Here is a 25,364-nt window from a genome sequence, read left to right as displayed (position 1 = left end):
GGGCTTTGGTCGCATTGCGGCAAGCTGTTGCACGCGCGCCGAATTGGTCACTGGCGAAATCAATCGGCGGGGTTGTGTTCCGCAAGGAAGGCCAGCACAGCATCGTAATAGGCCTGCTCGTCCTCGGGATTCCAGAAGCCGTGCCCCGATTCCTCCAGCACCAGTGTTTCTATCGGAATATCGGCCCGGTTTGCCCGGCTCACCATCAGCTCGAACTGGCTGAAGGGCACCCGAGTGTCCTCTTCGCCATGCACCAGCAGCAATGGACGGGTCAGACGGCTGACCTGAACGGCGGGAGAGACGTCGTCGAGATCGAACGACGCGGCATCGCCCTCCACCCTGTCCCAGTGCCGCCCGCGCTCGCGGGGAAACAAATAGTCGCCATCATGCGCCAATTGTCGCTCGAAATGCATCACGCCGGCAAAGCTGACCGCGCAGCGATAGATTTCGGGATTGCGGATCACGCCCCAAGCCGCAGCGTAACCGCCATAGCTCGTGCCGATGATGCACACACGCTCGGGATCGACGATCCCTTCGGCCACCAGATGCGCCACGGCGTCGTCCAGATCGTCCTGCATCGCCCGCCCGATCTGTCCGTGGCCAAGCAACTCAAAGCTTTCGCCATAGCCGCCCGACCCGCGGAAATTGGGTTGAATCACGGCATAGCCGCGGTTGGCCAGCAGCTGCACCTGATCGTCATAACTATCCCAGTCGCGGATGCCGTAAGGCCCGCCATGCGGATGTACGATCAGCGGAAGCCCGCGTGGCTCCCGCCCTCGTGGCAGCGTGAGGTAGCCATGGATCGAAGTGCCATCGCGCGCAGTGTAGCGGATCGGCTGCGGCGCAGTGAGCGCGGCGGCAGGTACGCCGGGGCGGTATTCGGCGAACAATTGCAGGCTCCGCTCGGCAGGCGTAAACACATAAAGCGCACCCGGATCGGCCGGCCCCGATTGCAGCACGAGCAGGCGGCTACGATCTTCGGCAATATCGAGAATGGTCACCGCTCCGCCCGGAAGTGCGCGCCCTAGCTGATCGCGCCAGCGGCGGATTTCCGGATCGATCCATTCGCGGCGAAATCTCTCGCCGGCATAGGCCACGGCGATGGGATTATTGGCGGCATCGAAAGTGACCGAGGACACATCCTCGGTGGTGGACTGATAGATGATTTCGCCCGGCTCCCCGGTGGCGAAATTGAATTCCATGAGCACGCGGCGCTCGCCTCCCGGCGGAACGGCGATGGAATAACCGGTATCGCTGCCCGCCCGCAGGCCCATGAAGTCCCAGGTTTCCAGCGCTCCCTCTTCGTCGACCCGCGCCTGCGCGACCGTATCCCACCGACCATCCTCACCGGAACGGTAGCGCATTCCCACTGTCCTTGCGCCCCGCGCGCCAAGGCCGATGCGGACGACGCCAGTGTTATCGGTAATCCAAGCGAATACGGACTGGCTGCGCGTATGGTAACGCTCGCCGCGAATTTCGTCTTCTCGCTCTTCGGAATCGAAGTTGAAGCGCCAGACACCCGGCTCCTGCCCCCAGCCCTCCGCGATCGAGACGAGCACGTAGGAACCGTCTTCCGCATAATGCAGCACATCGTCGGCATCGAAGCTCATCCGCTGGAGCGTGAGCGGGCGGAACCGGTGGTCTGCGATATCATATGCGATCAAGCGGCTGAACCGTGCATCATACCGCGAATCGGTGCCCATAACCGAAAACAGCATGCGGTCGTTGGTCACCCATTCGAACCACTTGAAATCGTCGGGCTCGCCAAGCAGCAGGCCTCCCACAATTTGCAAGTTCGTAGCGTCGAAGATGCTCAGATAGAGCTGGTCCTCGCGCTCGACTGTCATTGCCAAACGACTGCCATCAGGCGACAGCTGGGCGCTGCTCAGCTCTGATCGCCCCGCAAAGGCCGATGTGGGAATTTCCGGCGGAATGCCGTCCTGCTGCTGCATCGCGCTGATATCGACCTGCGCCTGAGCGTGTAATTGACCCGGCAACCCGCATGCCGCCAGCCCGGCCAGCACCATGAAGAGCTTGCGATACCCCCACATAAGTGTCCCTCCTTGCGATAGAGGAAGCATATGCAAATCAGCGGCTTGGGCAAGCCCTGATCGAAGGTTTGGGGCTAAATCCCCACCTTCCCCAGCGCCCGATCCAGATCCTCGATCAGATCAAGCGGGTCTTCCAGCCCGACATTGATGCGCAGCATCCCGTCGGCGATCCCCGCCTCCGCGCGGCCTTCGGCGCCCATGTTGTAATGGGTGGTGCTGGCCGGGTGGCACATCAGCGTTTTGGAATCGCCGATATTGTTGGAGATATCGATCAGTTCGAGCGCGTTGCACAGCGCCATCGCCTGTTCCTGACCCTTGGGAGCAAAGAAAGCGAAGATAGGCCCGGCGGCCACCATCTGCTTCTGCGCGAGCGCGTGCTGCGGATGGCTCGGCAGGTCGGGGTGGAGGACGCGCAGGCCCTTGTCTTCAAGGAATTGCGCGACTTGCAGCGCATTGCGGCTCTGCGCCGTCGCGCGCAGCGGCAGCGTTTCCAGCCCCTTCATCACCACCCAGGCGTTGAACGGGGCGACAATCGGGCCGGTATTGCGCTGGAAAGGGCTGAGATATTCGTCGATCCATGCACGGCTCGCGCACACCGCGCCCGCCATCACCCGGCCCTGCCCGTCCATCAGCTTGGTGGCGGAATAGGCGACCACATCCGCGCCGAAATCCAGCGGCTTTTGCAGCACGGCGGTGGCGAAGGCGTTGTCGACCACCGTGGTAATGCCCTTCGATCGCGCCAGTCCGCAGACGAATTCCAGATCGACCAGATCCATCGTCGGGTTGGCGGGGGTTTCGAAGAAGAATGCCTTGGTGCCCGGCTGCACGGCGGCTTCCCAAGCGGCATTGTCCGTCCCGTCCACCACCGTGTGGGTAATGCCGAAGCGGTTGAGGACATTGCTCAAAATCCACCGGCACGAACCGAACGCTGCACGGCCCGCCACCACGTGATCGCCCGCGCTCAGCATACACAGTAGCGAACTCGTCATCGCCGCCATCCCGCTCGCCTGCATCAGGCACGCCTCTGCCCCTTCAAGCGCAGCGATGCGGTGCTGCGCCATCTCGACCGTCGGGTTCTTGAAGCGCGAATATTGCATCCCTTCGGCCTCGCCCGCGAAGCGCGCGGCGACTTCCTCTGCCGAATCATAGGTAAAGCCGCTGGTGAGATAGAGCGCCTCGCTCGTCTCCCCATGCGCGCTGCGCCAGGTGCCCGCGCGCACCGCCTGCGTGGCGGGGCGCCAGCGGGCGATAGCGGCGGGATCGGTTCCGGTGGTCTTTTTCATATCGCGGCGAGTGTTAGGGGCGCAAAGCGGCTTTGCCAATTGCTCTTGCGATAGCAGCGCATTAACGGTGCAATCCTCGCATGACCGACATTCCCGATCATCCCCGCGATCCCATTGCCCTCAACGTCGCCATCGCGCTGGCGTTCTTCGCGCTGTGCCTGGTGCGGCTGACGGTGCCCGCCTCGCCCTATTTTGACGAAGTGCACTATTTGCCTGCCGCGCGCGCCGTGCTCGATTTGCAAATGGCGACCAATGTTGAGCACCCGCCGCTCGCCAAGCAGATCATGGCGCTGGGCCTTGTGCTGTTCGGGGACGAAGCGCTGGGCTGGCGCATTCTGAGCGCGGTGTTCGGCACGCTGGCGCTGTTCGCCTTCATGCGCGCGATGTGGTTCGCCAGCCAGACGCGGATGGTGAGCCTGCTGACCGGCTTTTTCGCCGCGACCAATTTCCTGCTGTTCGTTCACTCCCGCATTGCGATGCTGGATGTGTTCATGGTCGCTTTCGTGATGGTCGCGTTCTGGATGTTTGCCGGGGCCGTGCGCGAGAACGAGACGGGGCGCTGGCGGCTGGTCGTGTGCGGCATGGCGTTGGGCTGCGCGATGGCGAGCAAGTGGAACGCGATACCGCTCGCGGTGCTACCCGGCCTCGCCTTCTTCGCCGCGCGGCTGGCTTCGGGCAGGCGGCGCTTCCTCACCTCGCGGCGCGGCTGGCCGGTGGCGGGGATTTCGCTGTGGGAGGCAGGCATCTGGCTCGGCGTGCTGCCGCTTGCGGTCTATGGCGCCACCTATTGGCCGTTCCTGTTCTGGGATGTGCATTCCGGCAACCCGACCGGCCTGATCGACCTCCACCAGTCCATGCTCGAGCTGCAAAAGCAGGTGCTGGAGCCGCACCCGTACGAGAGCGTGTGGTGGCAATGGGTCGCGAATGCGCGGGTCGTCTGGTATCTGTACGAGCCGATCGACGGGGCGCAGCGCGGGGTGATGCTGATCGGCAATCCGGTGACGATGTGGTTCGGCGTGCTGGCACTGGGCTGGTGCGTGTGGGCGGGCTGGCAACACGGCCGCCGCGATGCGATTGCGCTGGTGCTGATGTATGTGGCGAGCCTCGCCCTGTGGCTGGTCGCGCCCAAGGCGTCGCAATTCTACTTCCACTATTTCCTGCCGGGAATGTTCGTTTCCGCGGCGCTGGCGCTGGCGGTGGAATGGCTGTGGCAGCGAGGCGAGCGGCTGGTGCCATGGGCGCTGATCCTCGGCGCGGCGGGGTTTTTCGTGTACTGGTTCCCGATCCTGACCGCAGCAGAGCTGAGCAATGAGCAGGCGTTCCTGTGGTGGGCCTGGACGGAGGGGTGGCGGTGATAGAGCCTATCGAGCACAGGATCGCAAACCGTGGTGAAAGGCTAGCTTACGTCGCAATCGAACCATGGCCTCATTGCTTCGAGTTAAAACCCGGCGAGGTGCTCTCTTTTGTTTGGACACCGAAGGCCGGACTACCCGCTCTCGAGACCGACTATGATCCTAATGGTGATCTTACAGTGTGGCCAAATGGAGAGATGGACGACCGAACAATAATGATTGATGGTAAGCCGGCCTTGGATCGAAGCTGGAAGTTCGAACGAAATCAGCAATCTTCCTGATCCCGTTCGTGCTAAGCCTGCCGAAGCACGAATTTGCAGCGGGAGCGATTTCGTCCTTCGACAAGCTCAGGACGAGCGGGTTTGGGGGATTGGCCCGTGGTGCGTCAGACTACCTAAACCGCCCCCACACAAACTTGCTCGACAGCGCATAGTTCCACACGCTCGCGATCACCACGCCGACCAGCGCCGCCACCCACCAGAGTACGCCCTGGTCTTCAAGCACCATCGCAACCGCGACATTGGCAAACGCGCCAACCGAGCACGCGCCGCAGAATTTCAGCCAGCCCCAGAAGAAGCCGTCCGCGCCTTCGATCTTTTTATCGCGATAGGTCAGCAGGTTGTTCAGCCAGAAGTTGAACGTCATCGCCACCATCGTGGCAATGGCCTGCGCGAGGCCGAAGCCCACGCTGTCCGGCCAGTAAATCGCCGCCAGCACCGCCATATGGACGAACACGCCCAGCCCGCCGACCATGCCGAACAGCACGAAGCGCGTCGGGATCCAGCGGCCGAAATAGCGTTCGACCAGACCGCCCACGAAATCGAGCACCACGCCGTGATCGAGCTTGGATTCGCCAGCGAGGCGTTCTGCGAATTTCAACGGGAATTCCTTTACTCTAAGGCGCGGCTCGGCGGTCGCGAGAATGTCGAGCATGATCTTGAACCCTATGCCCGAAAGGTTTTCAGCCTGTTTACGCAGTTGCTCGGTGCGCAGCAGGAAGAACCCGCTCATCGCGTCGGTCAGCTCGGTGCCGGTCAGCTTACGCGCCAAGGCGTTAGCGATTTTGGAGCCGCTTTCGCGCCCTTTGGAAGACAGCCCGTCGGCATTGCCGCCGACCGCGAAACGGCTGGCATAGGCGAGATCATATTCGCCCGATTTTACGCTCTCGAGCATTTGCACGAGCAGCTTCGGGTCATGCTGGTGGTCGGCATCCATCACCGCGACGTAAGGCGCGGCGGTTGCACACATTCCCTCGATAGCGGCGCTGGCAAGGCCGCGGCGGCCGATGCGCTGGATCACGCGGATGCGGCTGTCGGTGCGGCCGATACGGCGCGCTTCCTCGGCGGTGCCATCGCGCGAATTGTCGTCCACGAACACCGCTTCCCAGCCGGAGGGGCCCAGCGCCTCTTCGAGCCGCGCGACCATCGGGGCGATATTTTCCTTCTCGTTGAGCGTGGGCAGCACGATGGCGAGCTCCAGCGGCGCATTGTCGCGCGCTTTCGCCAGTGCAGTGGCAGCTTCAACGTGGCGGTGCAGTTCGTTCAAACTCATATCCATGCGTTCAGGCGTTAGAGCGAATTGTTAACCATAGGGTTACCGAGAGACAAAAATGCGGCGGAGCCGCCATCAAAGTATTTGCGCTCGCAGAGGCGCGGAGGCGCAGAGATGTTGCGCAACCCCTCTGCGCCTCCGCGCCTCTGCGAGCGTGAAAAATGTATAGCGCCTGCGGCGCTGTTAAAGCTGCTCAAGCACCGCATTGCCAATCTCCGCCGTGCCTGCGGTGCCGCCAAGGTCGGCGCCCAGCACGCCGTCCTCCAGCGCCTGCGCCACGGCCTTTTCGACCCGCAACGCATCCGCCTCGCGGCCCAGCGAGTGGCGCAGGAGCATCGCCAGCGAGAGGATCATCGCCATCGGATTCGCCTTGCCCTGCCCGGCAATATCGGGGGCGCTGCCGTGGATGGGTTCGTACATTCCGAAGGTGCCATAATCGGTCTGCCTCTCGCCCAAAGCCGCGCTGGCGAGCAGGCCGATCGAGCCGACGCACATACTCGCCTGGTCAGAGAGGATATCGCCGAACAAATTGCCGGTGACGATTACATCAAACTGGCCGGGATTGCGCACCAGCTGCATCGCGGCATTGTCGACATACATATGGCTGAGCGCGACATCGGGGTAGTCCGCCGACACGTCGACAATCACATCGCGCCAGAGCTGGCTCGTTTCGAGCACATTGGCCTTGTCGACGCTGCACAGCCGACCCTTGCGCCCCCGCGCGGCGCGGAACGCGGTTTGGGCGATGCGGCGCACTTCGCTTTCGGCGTAGGACATGATGTCATAGCCTTCGCGCTCGCCGCTTTTCGTCGTGCGCATTCCCTTCTCGCCGAAATATACGTCGCCATTCAGCTCGCGCACGATCAGCACGTCAATTTCGCGGGCTACTTCGGGCTTGAGCGCGGACATATCCTCCAGCCCGGCAAACATCGTCGCAGGGCGAAGATTGGCGAACAGGCCGAGATGGCTGCGCAGGCCGAGGATCGCCTGTTCGGGACGCAAATGCCGCTCCAGATTGTCGCAAGCCGGATCGCCCACCGCGCCGAACAGAACACCGTCAGCGGCCTTCGCCATATCGAGCGTTTCCTGCGGCAGCGGGTGGCCGTGCCGCTTATAGGCAATGCCGCCGACATCGCCTTCGAACACCACCAGCCCCGGCAGATCGAGCTTCGCCAGCACGCGCCGCGCCTGCTCCATGATTTCGGGGCCGATACCGTCTCCGGGAAATAGCGCGATTTTCATGTCAGGTGATCCGTTGCAGCAGCTCTCTTAACCTCGTGCGCGCCGCCATAACGTCTCCGCGCCGGTCGGCAAGCAGGTAGTGCTCCAGCGGCTCGCCAATCGTGTCCATCGCTTCGATCACTTGCGCCAGCTCGCCCTCGGGCCGGCCACCCGCGCCGCCATAGCCGAGCTCGCGCAGCAGCAGCGCCTCATACCCGACCAGCGCCGAGGCCCAGCCGCGTGCCGAGGGCGCGTGGCAGACCGCGTCGAGCACGCCGCCCAAAGCCTCATAGAGCGTCGGATAAGGCTGGCGTTCGGGGAGTGCGGTGGCGGTGAGCGCGGTCACCCAGCCAATGGCGGCGGCAGGCAGGGGTTCAGCGAGCCAAGGCCCGCGAGACGTGACGAGTTCGACCTTGGCGAAGGGCAATTGGCTGTCGGATTTGGCGGAAAGCTGCACTTCCACCGCATTGCCGGGAATCACCACCGGGCGCAGGTTCCGCCCCCGTCCGCCCGCGACATAACCCGCAACCAGCCCGTATTCCGCCGTCAGAAAGCGCCCGATAACCGCCGTTTCGCCATGCTGGCGGGCGGAAAGGAGGATCGCAGGGGCGCGGATGTGCATCGGCGCACCCTCAGGGTATCGGGAGGCTTACTTCGCCTTGGCTTCGAGAGCAGCTAGGCGGGCTTCGAGGACTTCCAACTTCTCCCGCGCGGCAGCCGCCATGTCTTTCACCGCGTCAAATTCTTCGCGGCTGACGAAGTCCATACCGCCCATCGCCTCCCGCATCCGCTCCCGCGCCTGCTCACGCGCTTCACGGCCCATCCCCGCCAGCGTCCCCGCAGCGGAATTGGCGATTTTGACGAAATCGGCGATGATCTTGTTTTCGCTTTGCATGGTGGGAATGTGGTACCTCCGCGCCGGAATTACAACTCAAACGTCTGCACCGCGCCCGTGTTGTCCAGCCCCGAGGCGTCGGGGTTAAGCACCCAGAACTGCCAGTTGAGCACGGTCGCGAAGAAAATCCAGGCGAGGTAGGGCAGCATCAGCAGCCCGGCCCATTTGCGCACTTTGAAGAACAGCACGGTGGCGATCACCGCCAGCACGTCCACCGCCAGAATGATATAGAACGCATAGCCGATCTGCTGCTGGCCGAAGAACATCGGCGACCAGGCGAGATTGGCGGCGAGCTGTGCGAGGAAAGCGAGGATCGCCAGGCCGCGCATCCGCGATCCCCACGCCGAACAGACAAAGGCAAAAGCCAGCCCGATCATCGCGTAGAGAATGCCCCAGACGATGCCGAAGGTTGCAGGCGGCGGGAAAATGGCGGGCTTGTCCAGCGCCTGGAACCACGCACTGTCCGCATCACCGCCCAGCCGCCCGGCGACGAAACCCAGCAGCACTACCAGCGGGACGAGAAACAGCGCCCAGCGGATCAGGCTGGCGCGCAATTGTGCGGGGGAAGCTAAGCGGTTCATTCGGTTCCCACAATCTCTTCGATTCGTCTGCTGCGCCTTGTGGCGAGCCGCAGCGCCAAGGGCAAGCGCCCCGGCACCGCCTGTCCGCAAGCTGGACTGGCCATGCGCCCAAATGCGGCTATGCGCACTTGCCTCGCACCGCATGGACAAGGAATTCGACATTGCCCTCGGTGCCGGTGATCGGGCTCTCCGTCAGCCCTGCAATCCGCCAGCCAATTTCCTCCAGCCATGCGGTCACTTCGTTGCACACGCGCAGGTGCAGCGCCGGATCGCGGACAATCCCGCCTTTGCCCACTTCGTGCTTGGCGACTTCGAATTGCGGTTTGATGAGCGCCACGACCCGCGCATCTTGGGCGGCAAGCGCGAGCGGCACTTCGAGAACCTTTGCCAGCCCGATAAAGCTCGCATCGCACACCACCCAGTCGCACGGGCGGTCGATAATTAGCGGGGTCAACGCGCGGGCATTGGTCTGTTCGAGCACGGTGATGCGCGCATCCTGCCGCAATCGCCAGTCGAGCTGGTTGGTGCCGACATCCACGGCAAAGACGTGCGCCGCGCCGTGATGCAGCAGCACTTGCGTGAAGCCGCCGGTGGAGGAGCCGATATCCATCGCCACCGCGCCTTTCGCATCCAGCCCGAAATGTTTGATCGCGTGATCGAGCTTCATCCCCCCGCGCCCGACCCACGGATGATCGCGCCCGCGCACCTCCACTACCCAGTTTTCGGGAATCTGGTGGCCGGGTTTGGCAATCCGCTGCAACTTGCCCGGCTCGCCCGCAAACACGAGCCCCGCCATCACCAGCGCCTGCGCCCGCGTACGGCTCTCCGCCTCGCCGCGCTGGACAAGCAATTGATCGATCCGTGAGCGAGGAGGCTTGCGCTCGGCCATGCGGGTGGCGATAGGGGCGTTGCTCCCTCGTCACAAGATTCAAGGTGAAGACCGTGCTTCGACAAGTGCCCCTCCGCTGCCTCCCGCTGTGTGCCGCCACCGCCATGCTGATGGCCTGCAACCAGAGCGCAGACGAACCCGCCGCCACGCCGCAGCAGGCAGAGGCGGCAGCGCCCGCTCCCGTGCTCACCACCGCCCCGACGCCAACAGCTGCGCCAGACGGCACCGCGCTGGTCGCGGGCGTGTGGGCGATCAGCGAAGACGGCGAAGGCGCGCGCGCGCTCTATGCCGAGGAAGGCCTCTCGCCGTCGCTGCAATTGGAGTGCCCGCGCGGCGCCTTTGCGGTGACGCTGTTCGTCGCCAATGGCGCAACCGAACCGCAGTCATGGCGGCTCGATGCGGGCGGAGAGGCGGCGCGGATCGATCTCGCCCCGACGACGCAGCCCGCACAGGGCCTGTCCGCCGCCGTCGACCAGGGTCTCGGCATCATCAACGCCTTGGGGGCCGACGGGCAGTCCTTCACGCTTACCGCGCCTGATGGCCAGCGGCTGCAATTTCCCACCAATCCAGGCATTCGCCGCGTGATCGACGCTTGCCGCTTTGTGACGCATTAGGAGCATCGCCATCACCCCTTCCCTCTTCCTGCGCACCGCTTCCTGCATCGCCTGCACCCTGATGCTCGCAGCTTGCATTCCGCCCTCACCCGAGCCGACGCCTGCTCCAGTACCCGCTCCGTCGCCTGCGGCAACGGCGGCACCCGCGCCCGCCCCGACGCCGGTCGCTCCGGTGCTGGAAAACTGGATGGACGCCCCCGCATCGCGCGGCGACTGGACCTATGTGCGCCAGACCGGCGAGACGCTCGCGGTGTTCGGCACCGACCGGAGCGCGGGCGGCGTGGCGCTTATCATCCGCTGCGATCTGGCGACGCGGCGTGTCGGTATAGCCCGCGCGGGCAGCGTGAGCGGTCAGGTGCAGATGCTGGTGCGCACCGAAACGCAGGAACGCGTTCTGACTGCAGGCCCGGCCGACGGCCCCGCCCCGCTGGTCGCTGCCGAATTGAGCGCCAGCGACGCGCTGCTCGATGCCATGGCCTTTTCGCGCGGACGCTTCGCAGTGGAAGTGCCTGGCGTTACGCCGCTCTACGCCCCGGCCTGGCCGGAAATCACCCGCGTGGTGGAGGATTGTAGAGGATAAGGAAATTGAGCGGAGCGGCTCTCTGACCAGACGCTCTATTCTGACTGTGAAAAAGAATAATTCAAGGCTTGTTTTGTGCGACTCGCTGACTCATTACTGTACCCAAGACCCGCGAAGCCCGCAGGTCTTGGCCCCCGGTGATACGAGGCGGCCTGGCTCTAATAGCGCGAAAGGAGGTGATCCGATGTCTCATGGTTCAGCAGGGAGGTCGGTGAAGACCCATGCGGAGCATATTCGGTAATCTTTTGTCGCCGAGTAAGGCTTCGTGGGCGGTCTAACTGACCGCTGACCATGCGGAGGCCAGTTCTACCGAGGTAGAGCTGGCCTTCTCATTTTGTGGGGTTAAGGCAAGTGATTGCACTGCTATCACAGAGTGGCTAGTCGGATTGCGTTATGGCACCTGATCCTGACTTTGTTCTCGATGGGCTTTCGATCTGGATCGAGGGACGGGAGTTTCCGGATTCCGACGACTTTTGGGATGGCAACTGGCTGCGTGTGAGAGCGCTGATGCTTACACACGGTGCACGGGTCGAATGCACAGGCCCCTTCCTCCGCAACAATGATCTTCTCAAGTTCCGCAATTCATTGTCGGAGGCTCACGCAAAAACAGCAGGCACCTGTGTTCTGGAGAGTTTGGAATACAATCTGCGTATCGAGTTGGCGGTAAATCCGTTGAACGGCCAGGTGTCTGGCATGATCGCTATCACGCCAGACATTGTCTTGCAAAAGCACGAATTCGATATCTCGCTCGATCAATCACATTTTCCCAACCTCATCGCTTCCTTTGATGCAATCTTGGAACGATTCCCAATCATCGGCTCGCGATAAAGCGCCCTTGCCTCGCCCCGCGCCGCGTCCTAATCGCTCCCCTATGAATTTCGAGCATCTTCCTCACCCGGCACCCGTCCCTGCCGACACCCGCGATTCTGCCATCGCCGATCCCGGTTTTGGCAAGCTGTTCACCGATCACATGGTCAGCATCGACTATGACGAGGGGCAAGGTTGGCACTCCGCCACGCTCGGCCCGCGCGGCCCTATCGCGCTCGATCCGGCGGCGAGCGTGCTGCATTATGCGCAGGAAATCTTTGAAGGGATGAAGGCCTATCGGCTAGCCGATGGCACCATGGCGCTGTTCCGCCCGCAGGCCAATGCCGCCCGCTTCAACAAGAGCGCCGCGCGGCTTGCCATGCCCGCGATCCCCGAGGAGCTGTTTATCGAAGCCGTCCGGCAGCTCGTACTCAAGGACCAGGACTGGTTCCCCAGCGTAGATGGCGGCGCACTGTATATCCGGCCCTTTATGTTCGCGACCGAGGCGTTTCTGGGCGTGCGTCCGGCGAAGCAATACAAGTTCCTCGTGATCCTCTCGCCCGCCGGAAACTACTTCAAGTCAGGCTCCCCCGCCGTCAGCGTGTGGGTGAGCGATTACACCCGCGCTGCCCCCGGCGGCACGGGCGAGGCGAAATGCGGCGGAAATTACGCGGCGAGCCTCGTCCCCACGGGCGAAGCCTTTGCCAAGGGCCACGATCAGGTGGTGTTCCTTGATGCAGCGGAGCGCAAATGGATCGAGGAACTGGGCGGCATGAACCTGTTCTTCGTGTTCGATGATGGCCGCATGATTACCCCGCCTTTGCGCGGCACGATCCTGCCCGGCATCACCCGCGACAGCATCCTCACCCTCGCGCGCGAGCAGGGGCTGGATGTGGCCGAGGAGATGTATTCGATCGACCAATGGCGGGCCGATGCGGAAAGCGGCAAGCTGGTCGAAACCATGGCCTGCGGCACCGCTGCCGTGGTGACCGCGGTGGGCAAGGTGGCGAGCCATGACGGCGAGTTCACCATCGGATCGGGCGGCCCCGGCCAATTGACCGGCGCGATCCGCGAAAAGCTCGTCGGCATCCAGCGCGGGACGGTGGAAGACACCCATGGCTGGGTGATGAAGCTGGGTTAGAGTAGCTTAGAGCGCCATTGCAACCGGCGCATTCCCCTCCCGCCACGGCTCCTCCCGCTGCATGATCGTGGCAAACAGCGTGCTCGCCAGATGCCCCGCCAGCCAGCTTTGCAGATGCGGCAGGTCGAGCGCGTCGAACCATGCGCGGTCGTGGTTGGCGAATTGGCGGATGAAGGGGAAGATCGCAATATCGGTCAGGCCGCGCCGGTCGCCCGCTAGTTGGCCCTGCCCCGCCAACCGTTCCTCCAGCACGCGCAGGAATGCCTCACCCCGCGCGCGGTGCGGCAGCGGGTCGCAGTCGTTGTAGCGCGTCGGGTACTTGTAGTGGTCGAGCGCGGCTTTGAACGGGCCGTCATTCTCCGCAACCAGCGCCGCGTCTTCGCGCGCCAGCCAGCCTTCGGGATCGTGGCGCGCCAGCACCCAACGCATGATCGCCACGCTTTCCTCCAACACCGTGCCATCGCAGAACACCAGCACCGGCACCGTCCCCTTGGGCGAGGCGTCGAGCATCGCTTGCGGCTTGTCCGCCAGCTTTACCTCGCGCAATTCGCAGGCCGTCCCGCTCACCACCAGCGCCATCCGCGCGCGCATCGCATAGGGGCAGCGGCGAAAGCTGTAGAGCACCGGATCAGCCATTCGCGTCGTCATCCGCAGCATCATCCCCATCGTCCACCTCATGCCGCCCGACATGGGCCTCGCCGCGCGCGGCCGCCAGCCGCTCCTGCCGCTGCCGTTCGCGGTAGGAGGCGCGCTGTTCCTCGCTGCGTTCGGCATAGCAGGCAGGGCAGCTCACACCTTCCTCATAGTGCGCGGAGGCCATGTCCTCGCGGCTCACCGGACGGCGGCAGGCGCGGCACAGCCCGTGCTCGCCTTGCACCAGCGCGTGACCGACGCTCACCCGCTCGTCGAACACGAAACACTCGCCGCGCCAGAGGCTGCTTTCCGGGGGGATGCTCTCGAGATATTTGAGGATGCCGCCCTTGAGGTGATAGACCTCCTCCACCCCCTCCTTGGCGAGGAAAGCGGTCGATTTCTCGCAGCGGATGCCGCCGGTGCAATACATGGCGACCTTGGGGGCTTTGCCTTCGCCAAGCAGCTTGGCGCGCTGGTTACGGAACCACGCGGGGAAGTCGCGAAATGTCGGCGTTGCGGGGTCGATCGCGCCTGCGAAGCTGCCGATGGCGACTTCATAGTCATTGCGCGTGTCGATCACGATGGTGTCGGGGTCGGCGATCAGCGCGTTCCAGTCCTCGGGCGCGACATAGGTGCCTGCGTGCTCGCGCGGGTCGAGATCGGGCTCGCCCATCGTCACGATCTCGCGCTTCAACCGCACTTTCATGCGGTGGAAGGGCGGCTCCAGAGCGGCGGAGTATTTGACCTCTATGGCCGCGCAACCGGGCAGCGCTCGGATGTGTTCCAGCACCGCACCAATCCCCGCAGGCGAACCGGCAATCGTCCCGTTGACTCCCTCCTGCGCCAGCAGCAGCGTGCCCTTGACGCCGTTCTCCTCGCACACGCCGAGCAGCGGCGCTTTGAGCGCAGCCGGATCCTCAAACCGCGTGAACTGGTAAAGCGCGGCAACGCGGATCGGTGCATTGGTGGCGGGCGGGGTATCGGGCATGGCGCACCCTTTAGCGAGACGAGCCGTCTGCGGGCAACCTGTTACACCTGTTACACAGTCCTGAGGAAGAAATTCCAAGGCGTGACCGGGCACCTGCGGGCGCGCAGTTTTGGCAGTGCAAGTGCCGGTTCTGGCCGAGGCTGTGTCCATGACTTCGCCAGCAGCACATCGGGCTGGTTGTAGGAAAGCGTCGCTCTGCTTCGCAAAGGCGGAAAGCCGCGCTTGAAACGCCCCAAGATTTGCCTTGTTTGCACCGGCGCGGGTATCGCCCCATCTGGCGGCGAGATTTCCTCCCTCCCGTCTGGAGCCCTGCGATGACCGATCACACCTACACTCCGCCCAAAGTCTGGCAGCCGTCCGAAAACGGCGGGCAATTCGCCAATATCAACCGCCCCACTGCGGGCGCGCGGTTCGAGCGGGAGCTGCCGCAGGGCGAGCACGCCTTCCAGCTCTACTCGCTCGCCACGCCCAACGGGGTGAAGGCAACGGTGATGTTCGAGGAGCTGCTCGAAGCCGGATATGCCGACGCTGAATACGACGCATGGCTCATCAATATCAGCGAGAGCGACCAATTTTCGAGCGGCTTCACCGCGCTCAACCCCAATGGGAAGATCCCGGCTTTGCTCGACCGCAGCGGCGAACGCGAAGTGCGCGTGTTCGAAAGCGGGGCGATCCTGCTGCATCTGGCGGAAAAGTTCGGGGCTTTCCTGCCCACCGATCACACCCGCGCCGAAGTCTTGAGCTGGCTGTTCTGGCAAGTGGGCAGCGCGCCCTTTATCGGCGGCGGCTTCGGCCATTTCTACGCCTATGCGCCGGAGAAATACCGCTACCCGATTGATCGTTATGCGATGGAAACCAAGCGGCTGTTCGATGTCGCCGACCAGCGGCTGGCGGAAGGCCGCTATCTGGGCGGAGACGATTACACCATCGCCGATATCGCCGCCGCGCCGTGGATGATCCCGTTCACCGAAGGCACGATCTACAACGAAGCAAAGAACTTCCTCGCCATCGACGAATACGAAAATGTCGCACGCTGGGCAAAAGAGATCGCCGCGCGCCCGGCCTTCAAACGCGGGCGGCTTGTCAACAAGAGCTGGGGCGAGGAAAGCGAACAGTTGCGCGAACGGCACTCGCCTGCGGATTTTGCCGGGAAGCTGTAATCCTGCCCCAAAGCCACCGCTTGCGTCCCGGCAGATGGCCGCTATATGGGCGTTCCTCTGCTGGGGTGTAGCCAAGCGGTAAGGCATCGGTTTTTGGTACCGACATTCGCAGGTTCGATCCCTGCCACCCCAGCCAGTTTTCCTCCCGCCAGCCTTTGCCATCTCCAACCCGCGACTCGCGTGGCGAAGCGATTCGCGAGGCATTTGTCGCATCTCTACAAATCGACTCCGAAAAATCGTATAAGTATATGATTTTGGCTTATTAGTAGAAATGCGGCAAAAGTGCCGTCAAGCCCCAAAATCCGCTGAAGATGGTAAATTTCGGGCGATGATCTGCCCCTAATTCGCGATGAACGCTGTAGTGTTAACGCAAGGGGAGGAATACACTTGTCCACGGTCGTTTCGAGATCGGGCGGCGGAAGCCAAATTCCGCCATCCGGAAGGGGACGCAAGGCTCTGCTGGCGGCGCCATTACCGTTGCGCCGGATCAGATCATAAGGCGGTGGCAGGGCCGCGTGTTTGACTTGGCTGCGAGGGCCACAAGTGAACGCTGCGCTCCATATTTCTGTGCAGGATCTGATCGGATCGAGCGTCCAGATGATGGACTTGCGCAGCTATTTGCCCAAAGTTGCCGCAGCCCAGGTGCCGGTGTTGATCCAGGGCGAAACGGGCACCGGCAAGGAGCGCGTCGCCGCGCTGATCCACGAACTTGGGCCGCGCCGCGACAAGCCCTTCGTCGCCGTCAACAGCGCCGCCCTGCCCGAACATCTGGTCGAATCCGAATTCTTCGGCCACGCCAAGGGCGCGTTCACCGGCGCGCTGGCCGATCATCCGGGCAAGTTTCTCCAAGCCGATGGCGGCACGCTGTTTCTCGACGAAATCGGCGAGATGAGCCCTGCCACGCAAAGCAAGCTGCTGCGCACGCTGGAGACGGGCGAGGTAACGCCGCTTGGCTCTACCCGCACGCACAAGGTCGATGTGCGGGTGGTGGCGGCGACCAATGAGGATCTGGACGATTGCGTCGCGCGGGGCACTTTCCGTGCCGATCTGTTCTACCGCATCAATGTCGCCCGGCTTTGGGTCGCGCCCTTGCGCAGCCGCACCGATGATATCGAGCCGATCCTCGCGCATTTCATCGACGGGCTGAATCGCCGCTATGGCCGCCATGTCGAAGCGCCCGACAGCGCTCTGCTCGATGCGCTGCACGACTATGACTGGCCGGGCAATGTCCGCGAGCTGCGCAATTTTGCCGAGGCGCTGTTCATCGATCCGCCCGAACACCGCCCGGTCTATCTGGACGATCTGCCCGATGGCTATCGCCGCCTGTTCGCCACGCACGAAGTGACGCGCCTGCCCGAGCGCGAGCAGATTATGGAAGCGTTGCAGGAAACCCATTGGAACAAGGCGCAGGCGGCCAAAAGGCTCAACTGGTCACGCATGACGCTGTATCGCAAGCTCGACAAATACGCGATCGGAGACGAAGAGCCCGAAGCGTAATGCTGCCAGTGTAACACGCGACACGACTGTGACACCTGCGCTGTAACCTGTGACACAAGCGGGGCGATCCGGACGCAGCGCCTTCACCCAAGAAACCCCGCAAATCCGCCATTCCCATGCAATTGGCACGCCCCCTGCAATCTCCATCGGAACAACCGATAGGAGAGCTGCATCATGGCAACTGGCGGAAATGGTTTGCGCGAACGGGCGGCGCCGATGGCGGCCTATGCGAACTATTTCGAGATCGGCCATAATGCGGCGGAATTCCTGATCGATGTCGGGCAGGTCGAACCGCAAAGCGGCGATATCCGCCTGTCGAAGCGGATCGCCCTCAGCCCCACCCACGCCAAGCTGTTGTCGCGGATGCTCGGCGACAGCGTCGATCGTTTCGAGCGCGACCACGGCGATATACCTGACCTCGCCGCCCCCGATGTCACGGGCGATTTCGGCCTGACGAGTCCCGAAGAATTCGAGCGCCGCGCCGCCGATGCGCGTCGGCGTGCGCTCGCTCAACACTCCGATCCTGCAAAGAGGTGATCCGATGAAAGCCCAGATCCGTCCCAACCGGCTCGATATCAGCGACCGTTTCCCGCTGGCGAGCTTCACCATCCATACCGATGGCACACCGCGCCAGGCGGAAATCGTGGTGGCAACATCGCCCGATCTGTTCACCAGCAAGGAAGGCCGCAGCCGGTCAACCTTCTTCACCACGCGCGAGCAAGGCGTGCTTTCCCTGCCCCGCGCCGAAGCGGTCTACACTTTGCCGCCCGAAATACTCGCGCGCTTCACCGATGCCGACCGGCTGTGGTTTGGTCTTGCCACCGCGCCTGCGGGATCGGGCGACACCGGCTGGAGCGTGGATGTCCTGCCGACCGGCTCCAGCCCCTATATCTCGCTGTCCGGCCTGACCGACAGCGCGATGCGGCGGGTGCGGATGTTCCCGCGGCGTGCGGGAAATGCGGCCTATGGAGACGGGCAGAGCGGCGTGCGCCTGACCTGGGCTGGCGATGCCGCTCAGCCGGGAATGCAGCAGACAGGCGGGCAACCGCAGACGCCGGTCGCACCACCTGCCGCGCCTAGCGCAGGCACACCGGGCGGAGCGGCTGCGCCCGCCGCTCCGGTTCCCTATGACGATGGCTTCGGCCCGCTGCCGGCAAGCAGCGCCGAACCCGCGCCCCCGCCGCCTATTGCTGAAACTCCCGTTGCCGAAGCGCCCGCTGCGCAAGGCCTCACCGCCGATACCGAGCGCGACCGGCTGGACGATCAGGGCGTTGAAGGGCCGGTGGTGGACGATCAGCCTGCCGCCACTGCTGCGGCCTTTACCGGTCGCCCGCGCGCACTGACGGCTGCCGAATATGCCGGTGTCACCCGCATCAAGCCGTCGCCCAACTATTCCAACGGCCGCGCCGGGCAGGTGATCGACCGCATCGTCATCCATATCACCGATGCCGGGCAAACACCCTATGTCGGCGACTGGTTCACGCGCGAGGAAGCCAATGCCTCCTCGCATTACATGGTCGACCAGAACGGTGATGTGCTGCAATTCGTGCGCGAGCAGGACACCGCCTGGCACGCGGGCAACCGCACCGCCAACCGGCGCAGCATCGGGATCGAACACGTCGCGGTGAAGCAGGGCGGCGCCACCTATGGCCGCACGCACTATCCGCACACCCCGCCAAGCGAAGCCGAATATCGCGCCAGCGCCAAGCTCGTCGCGCATTTGTGCAAGAAATATAGCCTGCCCGCCAACCGCACGACGATTGTCGGGCATAGCGAAATTAACACCAGCACGTCCCACACCTCGTGCCCCAACGGCGCTTGGGACTGGGATGCCTATATGCCGCTGGTTGCGGAGGAATTTGCGCTGGTGACCGCGCAAAGCCTCGGTGTGGTGCCGGTGCAGGCGCTCAATCTGGATGCGGTGCAGCTTTCCAACGAAGGGCAGGCTGTCACCCCGCCCAGCACCGAAACCTATTCGCAGATGCGCAGCATTGCCATTCAGGCGATGCTCGCGGTGAATCCATCGCTCCTCGGCTTCGTCGTCGGTGCCCGCGCGGCAGCCGAACTCGGCGGCGTATCGGTGGGCATCGGCCCGCAGGTCAATGCCGGACTGCTGGGCGGTGCGGGACTGGGAGCGGGGCTGATCTTTGCCCCCGGCAATGTCATGGGCGCGTATGGCGGGGCGGAAATCACCGCCGGTTTCATCGCCGGGATCGGGGCCAATTTCCAGCTGACCGTCCTCAAGGGCGGGATCGACTCGTTCCGCGGGATCGCCCGGGCGGTCGGCATTTCGGGCGGTGAAGGAGTCACCGCAGGGGCCGCTGCAATCTTCAACGATGCCGGCAGCTTTATGGGCGTCAGCCTGCAAGTGGGCGTGGGTGTGAGCCTGACGCCGCTGGAAATCTTCACCAGCGTGCAGCGCTCGGTGGCAACCCAGCTTGGCATGGCCATGGCCTTCAGCAATGAACAGGAAGCGATGGCCGCAGGGCTGAGCGGCGGGAACGACACCTTCGAAATCAAATACCGGATGTTCATCCCCTCGCCGATCATCGCAGGGCTCCCGCTGATCGGCGATTTCGGCGGTGACGGGCGCGGTTTCAGCTACAGCGCGGGCAGCAGCCGGGGCGAAATGTCTGCCATTGTCGAGGTGACACCGGGCGGCGGGATTGCCGCTGTGCGCAGCATCCGGCGGCATTGGGAACCCTCCACCGCTTACGACCGCGACGAAACCGAAGCGGTCAGCGGCAAGCCCGATTGGTGGAAGCAGAAAAAGCACTCCGGCGTGCGCCCCACCAGCAGCCGGGGCCTCACCGTCAGCGATTCCAATATGCGCATTTATCGCGGCGCACCCGGCACTTTCCGCAGTGTCTTCTCGATGACGAGCAATTCCTCGCCGGTCACGATGATGGCATCGGGCAACAATGTGCTGGTTCCCGGATCGCCCAATATCGATGCCGATGTGACGATCTACTTCCGCCGCAATGCAAACGGGCAGGTGGAAGTGAAGGCCATGGGCGACCATGACGGCTTCCCGGCGCACGAAATCTACGTCAACGGTCAGAGGATCCACCATTACGATCCGGTGGCCCATGGCGGCACGCCCAATTCGCTGTTCCCGCCAAGCGACCGCGATGTCGATACCAGCTGGACAATCGTGAGCCCGCGCACCAGCAGCGGCCAGTCCTATGACAGCTATGGCATGGCGGACACCGGCTATGGCACCTTCGGCGGAGCGTTTTCCGGCGGCCAGTCGAAAACGATCAACTGGGACAGCGTGCAGCAAATTGCGCAGCCGACCAGCCTTAGCTGCTGGGCGACGTCCGCCGCGATGGTGATCGGCTGGCGGGACGATCAGAGCGTCACCCCGCAATCTGTTGCCGACATTGCACGGCGCAGCATCAAGCGCGCGATTGCGGGCGAGGATTTTGACGATCTCGCCGCCGAAATCGGCCTGACCTACGAACCGGCACAAAGCCTGCCGCCCGAAGAATGGTTCGCGCTGCTGGAAAGCAAGGGGCCGCTTTTCGTTGCGGAGATTCCCGGCAATTCGGGCCATGTCGTGGTCGTCACCGGAATGTATAATGATGGCGGCAACTGGTTCGTGCGGGTCACCGATCCGTGGGATATGGTTGTGGGCAGCAATGGCCGGCCCGCAGGGCAAGTGCCCTCCACCCACGCCACCGGCAGCCGCTACATCCTGCCGTTCATGGACTTCATCCGCGCCTATGAAGCCGCTGCACCGCACGCCGTGGTGCAGGTGCTCCATGCCAACGGGACGCATGGCAAGACGCCCAATCGCGGCAGTTCGACCCCGCCGGGCTACGCCATGGCCGATGCTGCTGCGCCTGCGCCAACACCTGCTTCGGCCCAGGCACCCGCGCCCGTACCCGTCCATGCACCCGCCCCCGCACCCGCTCCGGCTGTCATTGGCGGCACGGTGGAACCGCACCAGTTCGGCCCCGATGTCACGGTGACGCGGCAAGTGCTCGACAAGGGCAAGCGCCGCTACGAGCTTGCCCAGCTTAAAGGCTTCGTGCAGCCGCAAACCGGCTATCAGGCCAATGTCGATGCGCAGCGTGCCGCGCCGATCCAGCTCGGTGACTGGCCCTATATCGACGGCGCCAATGGCCGTACCCATGCAGGCATCGCCATTGACTGGTCGCATAAGGGCGGCGCGGTCGGCAATATCGGCATCACGCCGCTGGACGGTGCTTCGCCCGATGGCTGGAATATGCAGGTGCTGGCCGATCTGCTGCCCGGCTCTCACGGCCCGGGCAAGGCGCAGGTCAGGGTCGAGGTGGTCACACTCTTCACCAAGGATGGCGAGGAAGAACAGGTCGCCGTCAGCGAAGTGACGCTGAATGGCGACGGCCAGCACACGATCCGGCACGATACCGATAATCGCAGTGCCGCAGGCCACCAGCCGCCTGCCACGCCCGAACCGGTCCAGAGCTGATTGCGCGAGGGATTGCACCGCCATGGCAAGGCATATTCCTCCCCCTCCCGGCAGCGCGGGTGCATCACCGATGCACGCGCCGGTGGAGGCCATGTCCGGCAGAGACGCCTTTGGCCGCTCGATCGGCGGCGGCAGCACAGGGGGCAGCTCTGGCGGATATGGTAGCAGCGCGCAGCCCGCATTCGGGGAGCCCGCTGGCGGCGCGGTGTCCCCGCCGAAGGAAAAGGCGGTCGATGCGCTGGGCCGCCGCGCCGGCCAGCTTTCGGACGAAATCGACTTTCCCGCCTTCGTCGCCTCGCTGGTGCACGGCACTTTCGACGCGATTGTCGACAGCTCGATCCGGCAGACCGAATCCTTTGCTGAACTGGTTTCGGCGGTTTCCAAGCCGCTGGATGATTTCACCCGCGATAACGTCACCGAAGGGCAGACCCGCGGCTGGCTGGTGGAGCAATATCCCGACGATCTGACGCTGGTCGACGATGGCAGCGGCAGCATGAAGCTGGCTCCCTATATCGCGCCGGGGCGCGAAGAGGCCGAAAGCTCCACCGCGATGCGCGATTACGGGCTCGAAGGCTCCCCGGTCGATACCGAGGCGCTGGAGAACGAATTGCTCCCGCTCGCCCGTCGCCGCATGGCGCAGCAGCGGCTGTCGACGCTTTCGAACATGGTGCTGATGGGAATGCAGCGCGTCGTCGTGAAGGACGGCATGATCGACACCTCGCTGCGCTTCCGCGCCGCCGCGCGCGACCGGGCGGCGGTAACCTATGCCACCGGCGGCGATGCCACCACGCCGCAAAACCAGTGGGGCGCGCGCGGCACCCAGCAAGCGGCGGTGAAAGTCGCGACGGTCGACGTCAACGCGCAGTCCGACACCCAATTGCAGGCCGATATCCAAGGCAAGGTGCGGATCAATTTCGCCAGCGATTACGTCCCGCTCGAACGCTTTGTGGACGAAGCGCAGCGCGCCCTGCTCGAACGCCACAGCCGCCGCGCGGACGCCACGATTGCAGCCGCGCGTGCGGTCCAGACGCTGCCGCCCACACCTGCTCCGGCACCCGCACCGGCCCCAGACCCGGCTCAGCAAGTCGCGCCCGCTCCGGCAAGCGAGAGCACGCCATGATGCTGCGCCGCCCCCTCTCCGCCCTGCTCAGCGAAGTCGCCGAAGGCGCGGCAGAGGGTGCGCGCGGCGCGCCCGTGGCCATCCGCGAAATCGAGATGGAAATGCCCGTCGAACTGCGCTTCGACCACTCCGGCGGAGAAATGCAACTGCTCGGCGATGTCCCGCTCTTCATCACCCGCACCGCCTTCGACGCCCCGCCCTCGCGGCTGTTCGTGCGCTGGGCAGCCGAACCAGCAGGAGACGGCGGATGAGCGACCGTTCATCCCTCCGGCTCGAGGATTTTATCCAGGCCGTCCAGTCGCAGCTCGACAAGGCGCAGGCGGCGATGGCGATCAAGGCGCGCAATATGAACCTGCCGCTGACCTTCGCGATCAAGGACATCAATCTCGATCTGCGCGCGCATATCGAATTTGCGAATAGCGAAATCCGCATCCGCCCGGCTGCGGCGGGGGAAACCGATGCGAGCGTGTTCCACCTCGTTTTCACCGCCATCACCCGCCCCGCCATCGAAGAAAACGCCATCGCCCTGTCCAATGATCCGGACGACCAGTCGCTGGACGAGCTGGAGGACGAACTGACGCTGGATGAACGCCGCCGCCTCGAATGGGCGGGGATCCAGACCGTCCGGCAATTCCAGGATGCGCAGGACAGAGGCACGGTCAGCACGATCGGCCGCGTCACCAATCTGCCGGTAGACCGGCTGCGCAAGGCGCTGGAGCGTGCCAGCGCGCCGCAGGTGCAGATGGTCGAACCGGTCGCGCCCGACCGGCCCGAAGGCCCGCCGCTGCTGCGGGTGACTGGCCGCAATCTGCTGCGCAAGGGGCACTTCCCGCAGGTGAAGATCGGCAACCGTCCGGTCTCGATCCTCAAGTCCTCGTCGGGAGAGCTGCTGCTCGCCCCCGCTGACGACCAGTGGGCGGGCGAGCTGTCGGTCGAACCCGCGCCGCAAACCGCCAGCGCGATGGCCTTCGACCTGTCCGAATGCGCGCCGCTGATCGCCACCCCGAAGGCGGAGGTGATGTCATGATGACGAGCAATGCCCTCTCGCTGACCGAACCATGGAGCGCCGAAGGCGACCGGCAATATTCGCTGCCCGATACGCTGCTGGTAAAGCTCTCGCTTGGCGAAGCGCCGCGCGACATTCCGGTATTGCGCGATGTCACGCGCCGGGCGCACGCTGCCGCGACGTCCATCGACGGCGGACCGATTGACCGGATCACCAGCGAAATCGCCGGCGGTTTCCGCGCCGTGCGGCTGCACGCGGCGGCCGGCAACGCGAACGAAACCGGCAAGCGGCATCACGGCTTCGATGCGATCGAGGAAGTCACCGGCGTGGCGCGCACGCTGGCGCTGCGGGTGCCCAATGGCACGCCCATCGGCGCGCTGTGCGAAATCCTGCGGCAAATCCCTACGGTCGAAACCGCCAGCCCCAACTATCTCACCACCACCCCGTTCGACATCCAGGCCCCTGCCGGCGGCTTCGGCGATGACGAGGTGCACCGGCTCCACGCGATGGTCAATGCAAGCCAGGCACTGGCGCACGAACCGGGGGACGAAGGGGTGCGCGTCGGACTGATCGATAGCGGCATCGCCAGCGGCCACGCCGAGCTCGCCCATGCGTTCCAGGCGGGATACGATACCGTGCGGCTGGATGACGGCGCGGTGGCGGCAGGCGTTACGCTGCTGGGTGACCACCGCCACAATGACAGCAATCCAGCAGACGATCATGTCGGCCACGGCATGGGCTGCGCAGGGATCATCGCCGCGCGTGGGCTCAATATCCCGCGCGGCCTTGGCGGAGCGAGCCGGATCCTGCCGATGCGCGCGCTGGCCGCTGCGCAGCTGCCCGGCAAGGGCAAGGCCGTGGGTATCGGCGCGCTGAGCGATCTCGACATGGCGATGAAACTGGCGGTCGATCTGGGCGCGAAGGTCATCAATATGAGCTTCGGCACTGATGATGCCGCATTGTCGCCCAACAGCCCCAAGCCGCATCAGGACATTGTCGATTATGCCATTGCGCGCGGCTGCATCCTGATCGCGGCAAGCGGCAATAACGGGCAGGAGACGCGCTACTGGCCCGCCGCCTATCCCGATGTCATCGCGGTCGGCTCGGTCGAGAGCGACGGCGCCATCTCCGGCTTTTCCACCCGTGGCGGGCACGTAGCGCTATGCGCGCCCGGCAGTAGGGTGCTGACGACGTCGATCAGCGGATACCAGCACGCCACCGGAACGAGTTTCGCCGCCCCGTTTGTCTCGGCGACTGCAGCGCTCCTTGTAGCGCGAGCGCACAGGCGGGCGTTTCCGGTCAATGCCGCGCTTGCCAAACGACTGATGATCGCCAGCGCCCGCCCCTTTGCCAGGGAGAACCCCGGCGGCTGTGGCAGCGGCGTGCTCGATGCCCATGCGGCGCTGCTCGCGCTCGACCGCGAGATCGACAGCGTGCTCGACGAAAAGCCCGAAGACGATGCGCCGCGCGCAGCCGGGGAGCAACCGGCGTCCAACCGCGGAGGCGCCGATGACGGATGATCGAACGCCCCCCTAAACC

General features: G+C 64.2%; 23 protein-coding genes and 1 tRNA gene. 14 read left to right on the top strand and 10 right to left on the bottom strand.

Going from position 1 to position 25,364, the window contains the following annotated elements; all coding sequences use genetic code 11:
- Positions 1-59: 59 nt before the first annotated feature.
- A complete protein-coding gene (locus GC121_RS09575; protein WP_199857821.1) occupies positions 60-2,051 on the bottom strand; it encodes a S9 family peptidase in 1,992 nt (663 codons plus the stop codon).
- Between the two features lie 74 nt (positions 2,052-2,125).
- Entirely contained in the window at positions 2,126-3,334 is a 1,209-nt protein-coding gene (locus tag GC121_RS09570) for a PLP-dependent aspartate aminotransferase family protein (protein WP_151974067.1), read from the bottom strand.
- An 80-nt stretch (positions 3,335-3,414) separates the two neighbouring features.
- Between GC121_RS09570 and GC121_RS09565 the strand changes: the two genes are divergently transcribed.
- Positions 3,415-4,689 carry a glycosyltransferase family 39 protein gene (locus GC121_RS09565; protein ID WP_151974066.1) on the top strand — a complete coding sequence of 425 codons (1,275 nt, stop codon included), beginning with the start codon at positions 3,415-3,417 and terminating at the stop codon, positions 4,687-4,689.
- A gap of 387 nt (positions 4,690-5,076) precedes the next feature.
- Here GC121_RS09565 and GC121_RS09560 read toward each other — a convergent pair whose 3' ends face one another.
- From GC121_RS09560 to GC121_RS09535, 6 genes are all read right to left on the bottom strand, one after another.
- Positions 5,077-6,237 carry a glycosyltransferase family 2 protein gene (locus GC121_RS09560; RefSeq protein WP_234421329.1) on the bottom strand — a complete coding sequence of 387 codons (1,161 nt, stop codon included), beginning with the start codon at positions 6,235-6,237 and terminating at the stop codon, positions 5,077-5,079.
- A 183-nt stretch (positions 6,238-6,420) separates the two neighbouring features.
- Positions 6,421-7,479: a 3-isopropylmalate dehydrogenase gene (gene leuB / locus GC121_RS09555; protein WP_151974064.1), complete on the bottom strand. Its 1,059-nt coding sequence runs from the start codon at positions 7,477-7,479 to the stop codon at positions 6,421-6,423.
- Position 7,480: 1 nt separating this feature from the next.
- Positions 7,481-8,080 (bottom strand): DNA repair protein RecO, encoded by a 600-nt coding sequence (locus GC121_RS09550; protein ID WP_151974063.1) that lies wholly within the window; start codon positions 8,078-8,080, stop codon positions 7,481-7,483.
- 27 nt (positions 8,081-8,107) lie between these two features.
- Positions 8,108-8,353 (bottom strand): accessory factor UbiK family protein, encoded by a 246-nt coding sequence (locus tag GC121_RS09545; protein ID WP_151974062.1) that lies wholly within the window; start codon positions 8,351-8,353, stop codon positions 8,108-8,110.
- A 29-nt stretch (positions 8,354-8,382) separates the two neighbouring features.
- A complete protein-coding gene (locus tag GC121_RS09540) occupies positions 8,383-8,934 on the bottom strand; it encodes a TspO/MBR family protein (RefSeq protein ID WP_151974061.1) in 552 nt (183 codons plus the stop codon).
- 118 nt (positions 8,935-9,052) lie between these two features.
- Positions 9,053-9,823, bottom strand: coding sequence for a TlyA family RNA methyltransferase (locus GC121_RS09535; protein ID WP_151974060.1), 771 nt, complete (start codon positions 9,821-9,823; stop codon positions 9,053-9,055).
- Positions 9,824-9,927: 104 nt separating this feature from the next.
- Here GC121_RS09535 and GC121_RS09530 point away from each other — a divergent pair, with 104 nt between their 5' ends.
- From GC121_RS09530 to GC121_RS09515, 4 genes are all read left to right on the top strand, one after another.
- Positions 9,928-10,437 (top strand): hypothetical protein, encoded by a 510-nt coding sequence (locus tag GC121_RS09530; RefSeq protein WP_151974059.1) that lies wholly within the window; start codon positions 9,928-9,930, stop codon positions 10,435-10,437.
- A gap of 61 nt (positions 10,438-10,498) precedes the next feature.
- Positions 10,499-11,017, top strand: a complete 519-nt coding sequence (locus GC121_RS09525) for a hypothetical protein (RefSeq protein WP_151974058.1) — start codon at positions 10,499-10,501, stop codon at positions 11,015-11,017.
- A gap of 393 nt (positions 11,018-11,410) precedes the next feature.
- The gene (locus GC121_RS09520) at positions 11,411-11,845 is read left to right on the top strand and encodes a hypothetical protein (RefSeq protein ID WP_151974057.1); all 435 of its coding nucleotides are present in this window, start codon (positions 11,411-11,413) and stop codon (positions 11,843-11,845) included.
- 43 nt (positions 11,846-11,888) lie between these two features.
- Entirely contained in the window at positions 11,889-12,965 is a 1,077-nt protein-coding gene (locus GC121_RS09515) for a branched-chain amino acid aminotransferase (protein ID WP_151974056.1), read from the top strand.
- Between the two features lie 6 nt (positions 12,966-12,971).
- On the opposite strand, the gene GC121_RS09510 is transcribed toward GC121_RS09515, so the two are convergent.
- Both GC121_RS09510 and GC121_RS09505 read right to left on the bottom strand, forming a co-directional pair.
- The gene (locus GC121_RS09510; RefSeq protein WP_234421185.1) at positions 12,972-13,643 is read right to left on the bottom strand and encodes a glutathione S-transferase; all 672 of its coding nucleotides are present in this window, start codon (positions 13,641-13,643) and stop codon (positions 12,972-12,974) included.
- The gene (locus GC121_RS09505) at positions 13,594-14,586 is read right to left on the bottom strand and encodes a rhodanese-related sulfurtransferase (RefSeq protein ID WP_151974055.1); all 993 of its coding nucleotides are present in this window, start codon (positions 14,584-14,586) and stop codon (positions 13,594-13,596) included. The genes GC121_RS09510 and GC121_RS09505 overlap by 50 nt, the downstream gene beginning before the upstream one ends.
- Before the next feature lie 314 nt (positions 14,587-14,900).
- Here GC121_RS09505 and yghU point away from each other — a divergent pair, with 314 nt between their 5' ends.
- The 9 genes from yghU (at position 14,901) to GC121_RS09460 (ending at position 25,345) form a co-directional block, all read left to right on the top strand.
- Positions 14,901-15,746, top strand: a complete 846-nt coding sequence (gene yghU, locus GC121_RS09500) for a glutathione-dependent disulfide-bond oxidoreductase (RefSeq protein WP_151974054.1) — start codon at positions 14,901-14,903, stop codon at positions 15,744-15,746.
- A 61-nt stretch (positions 15,747-15,807) separates the two neighbouring features.
- Positions 15,808-15,882: transfer RNA gene (locus GC121_RS09495), tRNA-Gln, on the top strand.
- Between the two features lie 407 nt (positions 15,883-16,289).
- On the top strand, positions 16,290-17,243 hold the full coding sequence (locus GC121_RS09490) for a sigma-54-dependent Fis family transcriptional regulator (RefSeq protein ID WP_199857820.1): 954 nt from the start codon (positions 16,290-16,292) through the stop codon (positions 17,241-17,243).
- A 174-nt stretch (positions 17,244-17,417) separates the two neighbouring features.
- Positions 17,418-17,780, top strand: coding sequence for a DUF3467 domain-containing protein (locus tag GC121_RS09485; RefSeq protein ID WP_151974053.1), 363 nt, complete (start codon positions 17,418-17,420; stop codon positions 17,778-17,780).
- A gap of 4 nt (positions 17,781-17,784) precedes the next feature.
- A complete protein-coding gene (locus GC121_RS09480) occupies positions 17,785-21,699 on the top strand; it encodes an N-acetylmuramoyl-L-alanine amidase (protein WP_199857819.1) in 3,915 nt (1,304 codons plus the stop codon).
- A gap of 22 nt (positions 21,700-21,721) precedes the next feature.
- Positions 21,722-22,819 carry a hypothetical protein gene (locus tag GC121_RS09475; protein WP_151974051.1) on the top strand — a complete coding sequence of 366 codons (1,098 nt, stop codon included), beginning with the start codon at positions 21,722-21,724 and terminating at the stop codon, positions 22,817-22,819.
- The gene (locus GC121_RS09470; RefSeq protein ID WP_151974050.1) at positions 22,816-23,070 is read left to right on the top strand and encodes a hypothetical protein; all 255 of its coding nucleotides are present in this window, start codon (positions 22,816-22,818) and stop codon (positions 23,068-23,070) included. The genes GC121_RS09475 and GC121_RS09470 overlap by 4 nt, the downstream gene beginning before the upstream one ends.
- On the top strand, positions 23,067-23,846 hold the full coding sequence (locus GC121_RS09465) for a hypothetical protein (protein ID WP_151974049.1): 780 nt from the start codon (positions 23,067-23,069) through the stop codon (positions 23,844-23,846). The genes GC121_RS09470 and GC121_RS09465 overlap by 4 nt, the downstream gene beginning before the upstream one ends.
- Positions 23,801-25,345, top strand: coding sequence for a S8 family serine peptidase (locus tag GC121_RS09460; protein ID WP_199857818.1), 1,545 nt, complete (start codon positions 23,801-23,803; stop codon positions 25,343-25,345). The genes GC121_RS09465 and GC121_RS09460 overlap by 46 nt, the downstream gene beginning before the upstream one ends.
- The last annotated feature ends 19 nt before the right edge of the window (positions 25,346-25,364 follow it).

Origin of the sequence: Erythrobacter sp. EC-HK427 (genome assembly GCF_902498745.1) — a bacterium.
GTDB lineage: Bacteria > Pseudomonadota > Alphaproteobacteria > Sphingomonadales > Sphingomonadaceae > Alteraurantiacibacter.
Note: the sequence above shows the minus strand (reverse complement) of the source record. Positions and strands in the feature narration are given on the sequence as shown.

Coding starts and splice junctions, on each gene's coding strand:
- GC121_RS09575 (WP_199857821.1), bottom strand. CDS start 2,051: ATGTGGGGGTATCGCAAGCTCTTCATGGTGCTGGCCGGGCTGGCGGCA.
- GC121_RS09570 (WP_151974067.1), bottom strand. CDS start 3,334: ATGAAAAAGACCACCGGAACCGATCCCGCCGCTATCGCCCGCTGGCGC.
- GC121_RS09565 (WP_151974066.1), top strand. CDS start 3,415: ATGACCGACATTCCCGATCATCCCCGCGATCCCATTGCCCTCAACGTC.
- GC121_RS09560 (WP_234421329.1), bottom strand. CDS start 6,237: ATGAGTTTGAACGAACTGCACCGCCACGTTGAAGCTGCCACTGCACTG.
- leuB (WP_151974064.1), bottom strand. CDS start 7,479: ATGAAAATCGCGCTATTTCCCGGAGACGGTATCGGCCCCGAAATCATG.
- GC121_RS09550 (WP_151974063.1), bottom strand. CDS start 8,080: ATGCACATCCGCGCCCCTGCGATCCTCCTTTCCGCCCGCCAGCATGGC.
- GC121_RS09545 (WP_151974062.1), bottom strand. CDS start 8,353: ATGCAAAGCGAAAACAAGATCATCGCCGATTTCGTCAAAATCGCCAAT.
- GC121_RS09540 (WP_151974061.1), bottom strand. CDS start 8,934: ATGAACCGCTTAGCTTCCCCCGCACAATTGCGCGCCAGCCTGATCCGC.
- GC121_RS09535 (WP_151974060.1), bottom strand. CDS start 9,823: ATGGCCGAGCGCAAGCCTCCTCGCTCACGGATCGATCAATTGCTTGTC.
- GC121_RS09530 (WP_151974059.1), top strand. CDS start 9,928: ATGCTGATGGCCTGCAACCAGAGCGCAGACGAACCCGCCGCCACGCCG.
- GC121_RS09525 (WP_151974058.1), top strand. CDS start 10,499: ATGCTCGCAGCTTGCATTCCGCCCTCACCCGAGCCGACGCCTGCTCCA.
- GC121_RS09520 (WP_151974057.1), top strand. CDS start 11,411: ATGGCACCTGATCCTGACTTTGTTCTCGATGGGCTTTCGATCTGGATC.
- GC121_RS09515 (WP_151974056.1), top strand. CDS start 11,889: ATGAATTTCGAGCATCTTCCTCACCCGGCACCCGTCCCTGCCGACACC.
- GC121_RS09510 (WP_234421185.1), bottom strand. CDS start 13,643: ATGAGGTGGACGATGGGGATGATGCTGCGGATGACGACGCGAATGGCT.
- GC121_RS09505 (WP_151974055.1), bottom strand. CDS start 14,586: ATGCCCGATACCCCGCCCGCCACCAATGCACCGATCCGCGTTGCCGCG.
- yghU (WP_151974054.1), top strand. CDS start 14,901: ATGACCGATCACACCTACACTCCGCCCAAAGTCTGGCAGCCGTCCGAA.
- GC121_RS09485 (WP_151974053.1), top strand. CDS start 17,418: ATGGCAACTGGCGGAAATGGTTTGCGCGAACGGGCGGCGCCGATGGCG.
- GC121_RS09480 (WP_199857819.1), top strand. CDS start 17,785: ATGAAAGCCCAGATCCGTCCCAACCGGCTCGATATCAGCGACCGTTTC.
- GC121_RS09475 (WP_151974051.1), top strand. CDS start 21,722: ATGGCAAGGCATATTCCTCCCCCTCCCGGCAGCGCGGGTGCATCACCG.
- GC121_RS09470 (WP_151974050.1), top strand. CDS start 22,816: ATGATGCTGCGCCGCCCCCTCTCCGCCCTGCTCAGCGAAGTCGCCGAA.
- GC121_RS09465 (WP_151974049.1), top strand. CDS start 23,067: ATGAGCGACCGTTCATCCCTCCGGCTCGAGGATTTTATCCAGGCCGTC.
- GC121_RS09460 (WP_199857818.1), top strand. CDS start 23,801: ATGCGCGCCGCTGATCGCCACCCCGAAGGCGGAGGTGATGTCATGATG.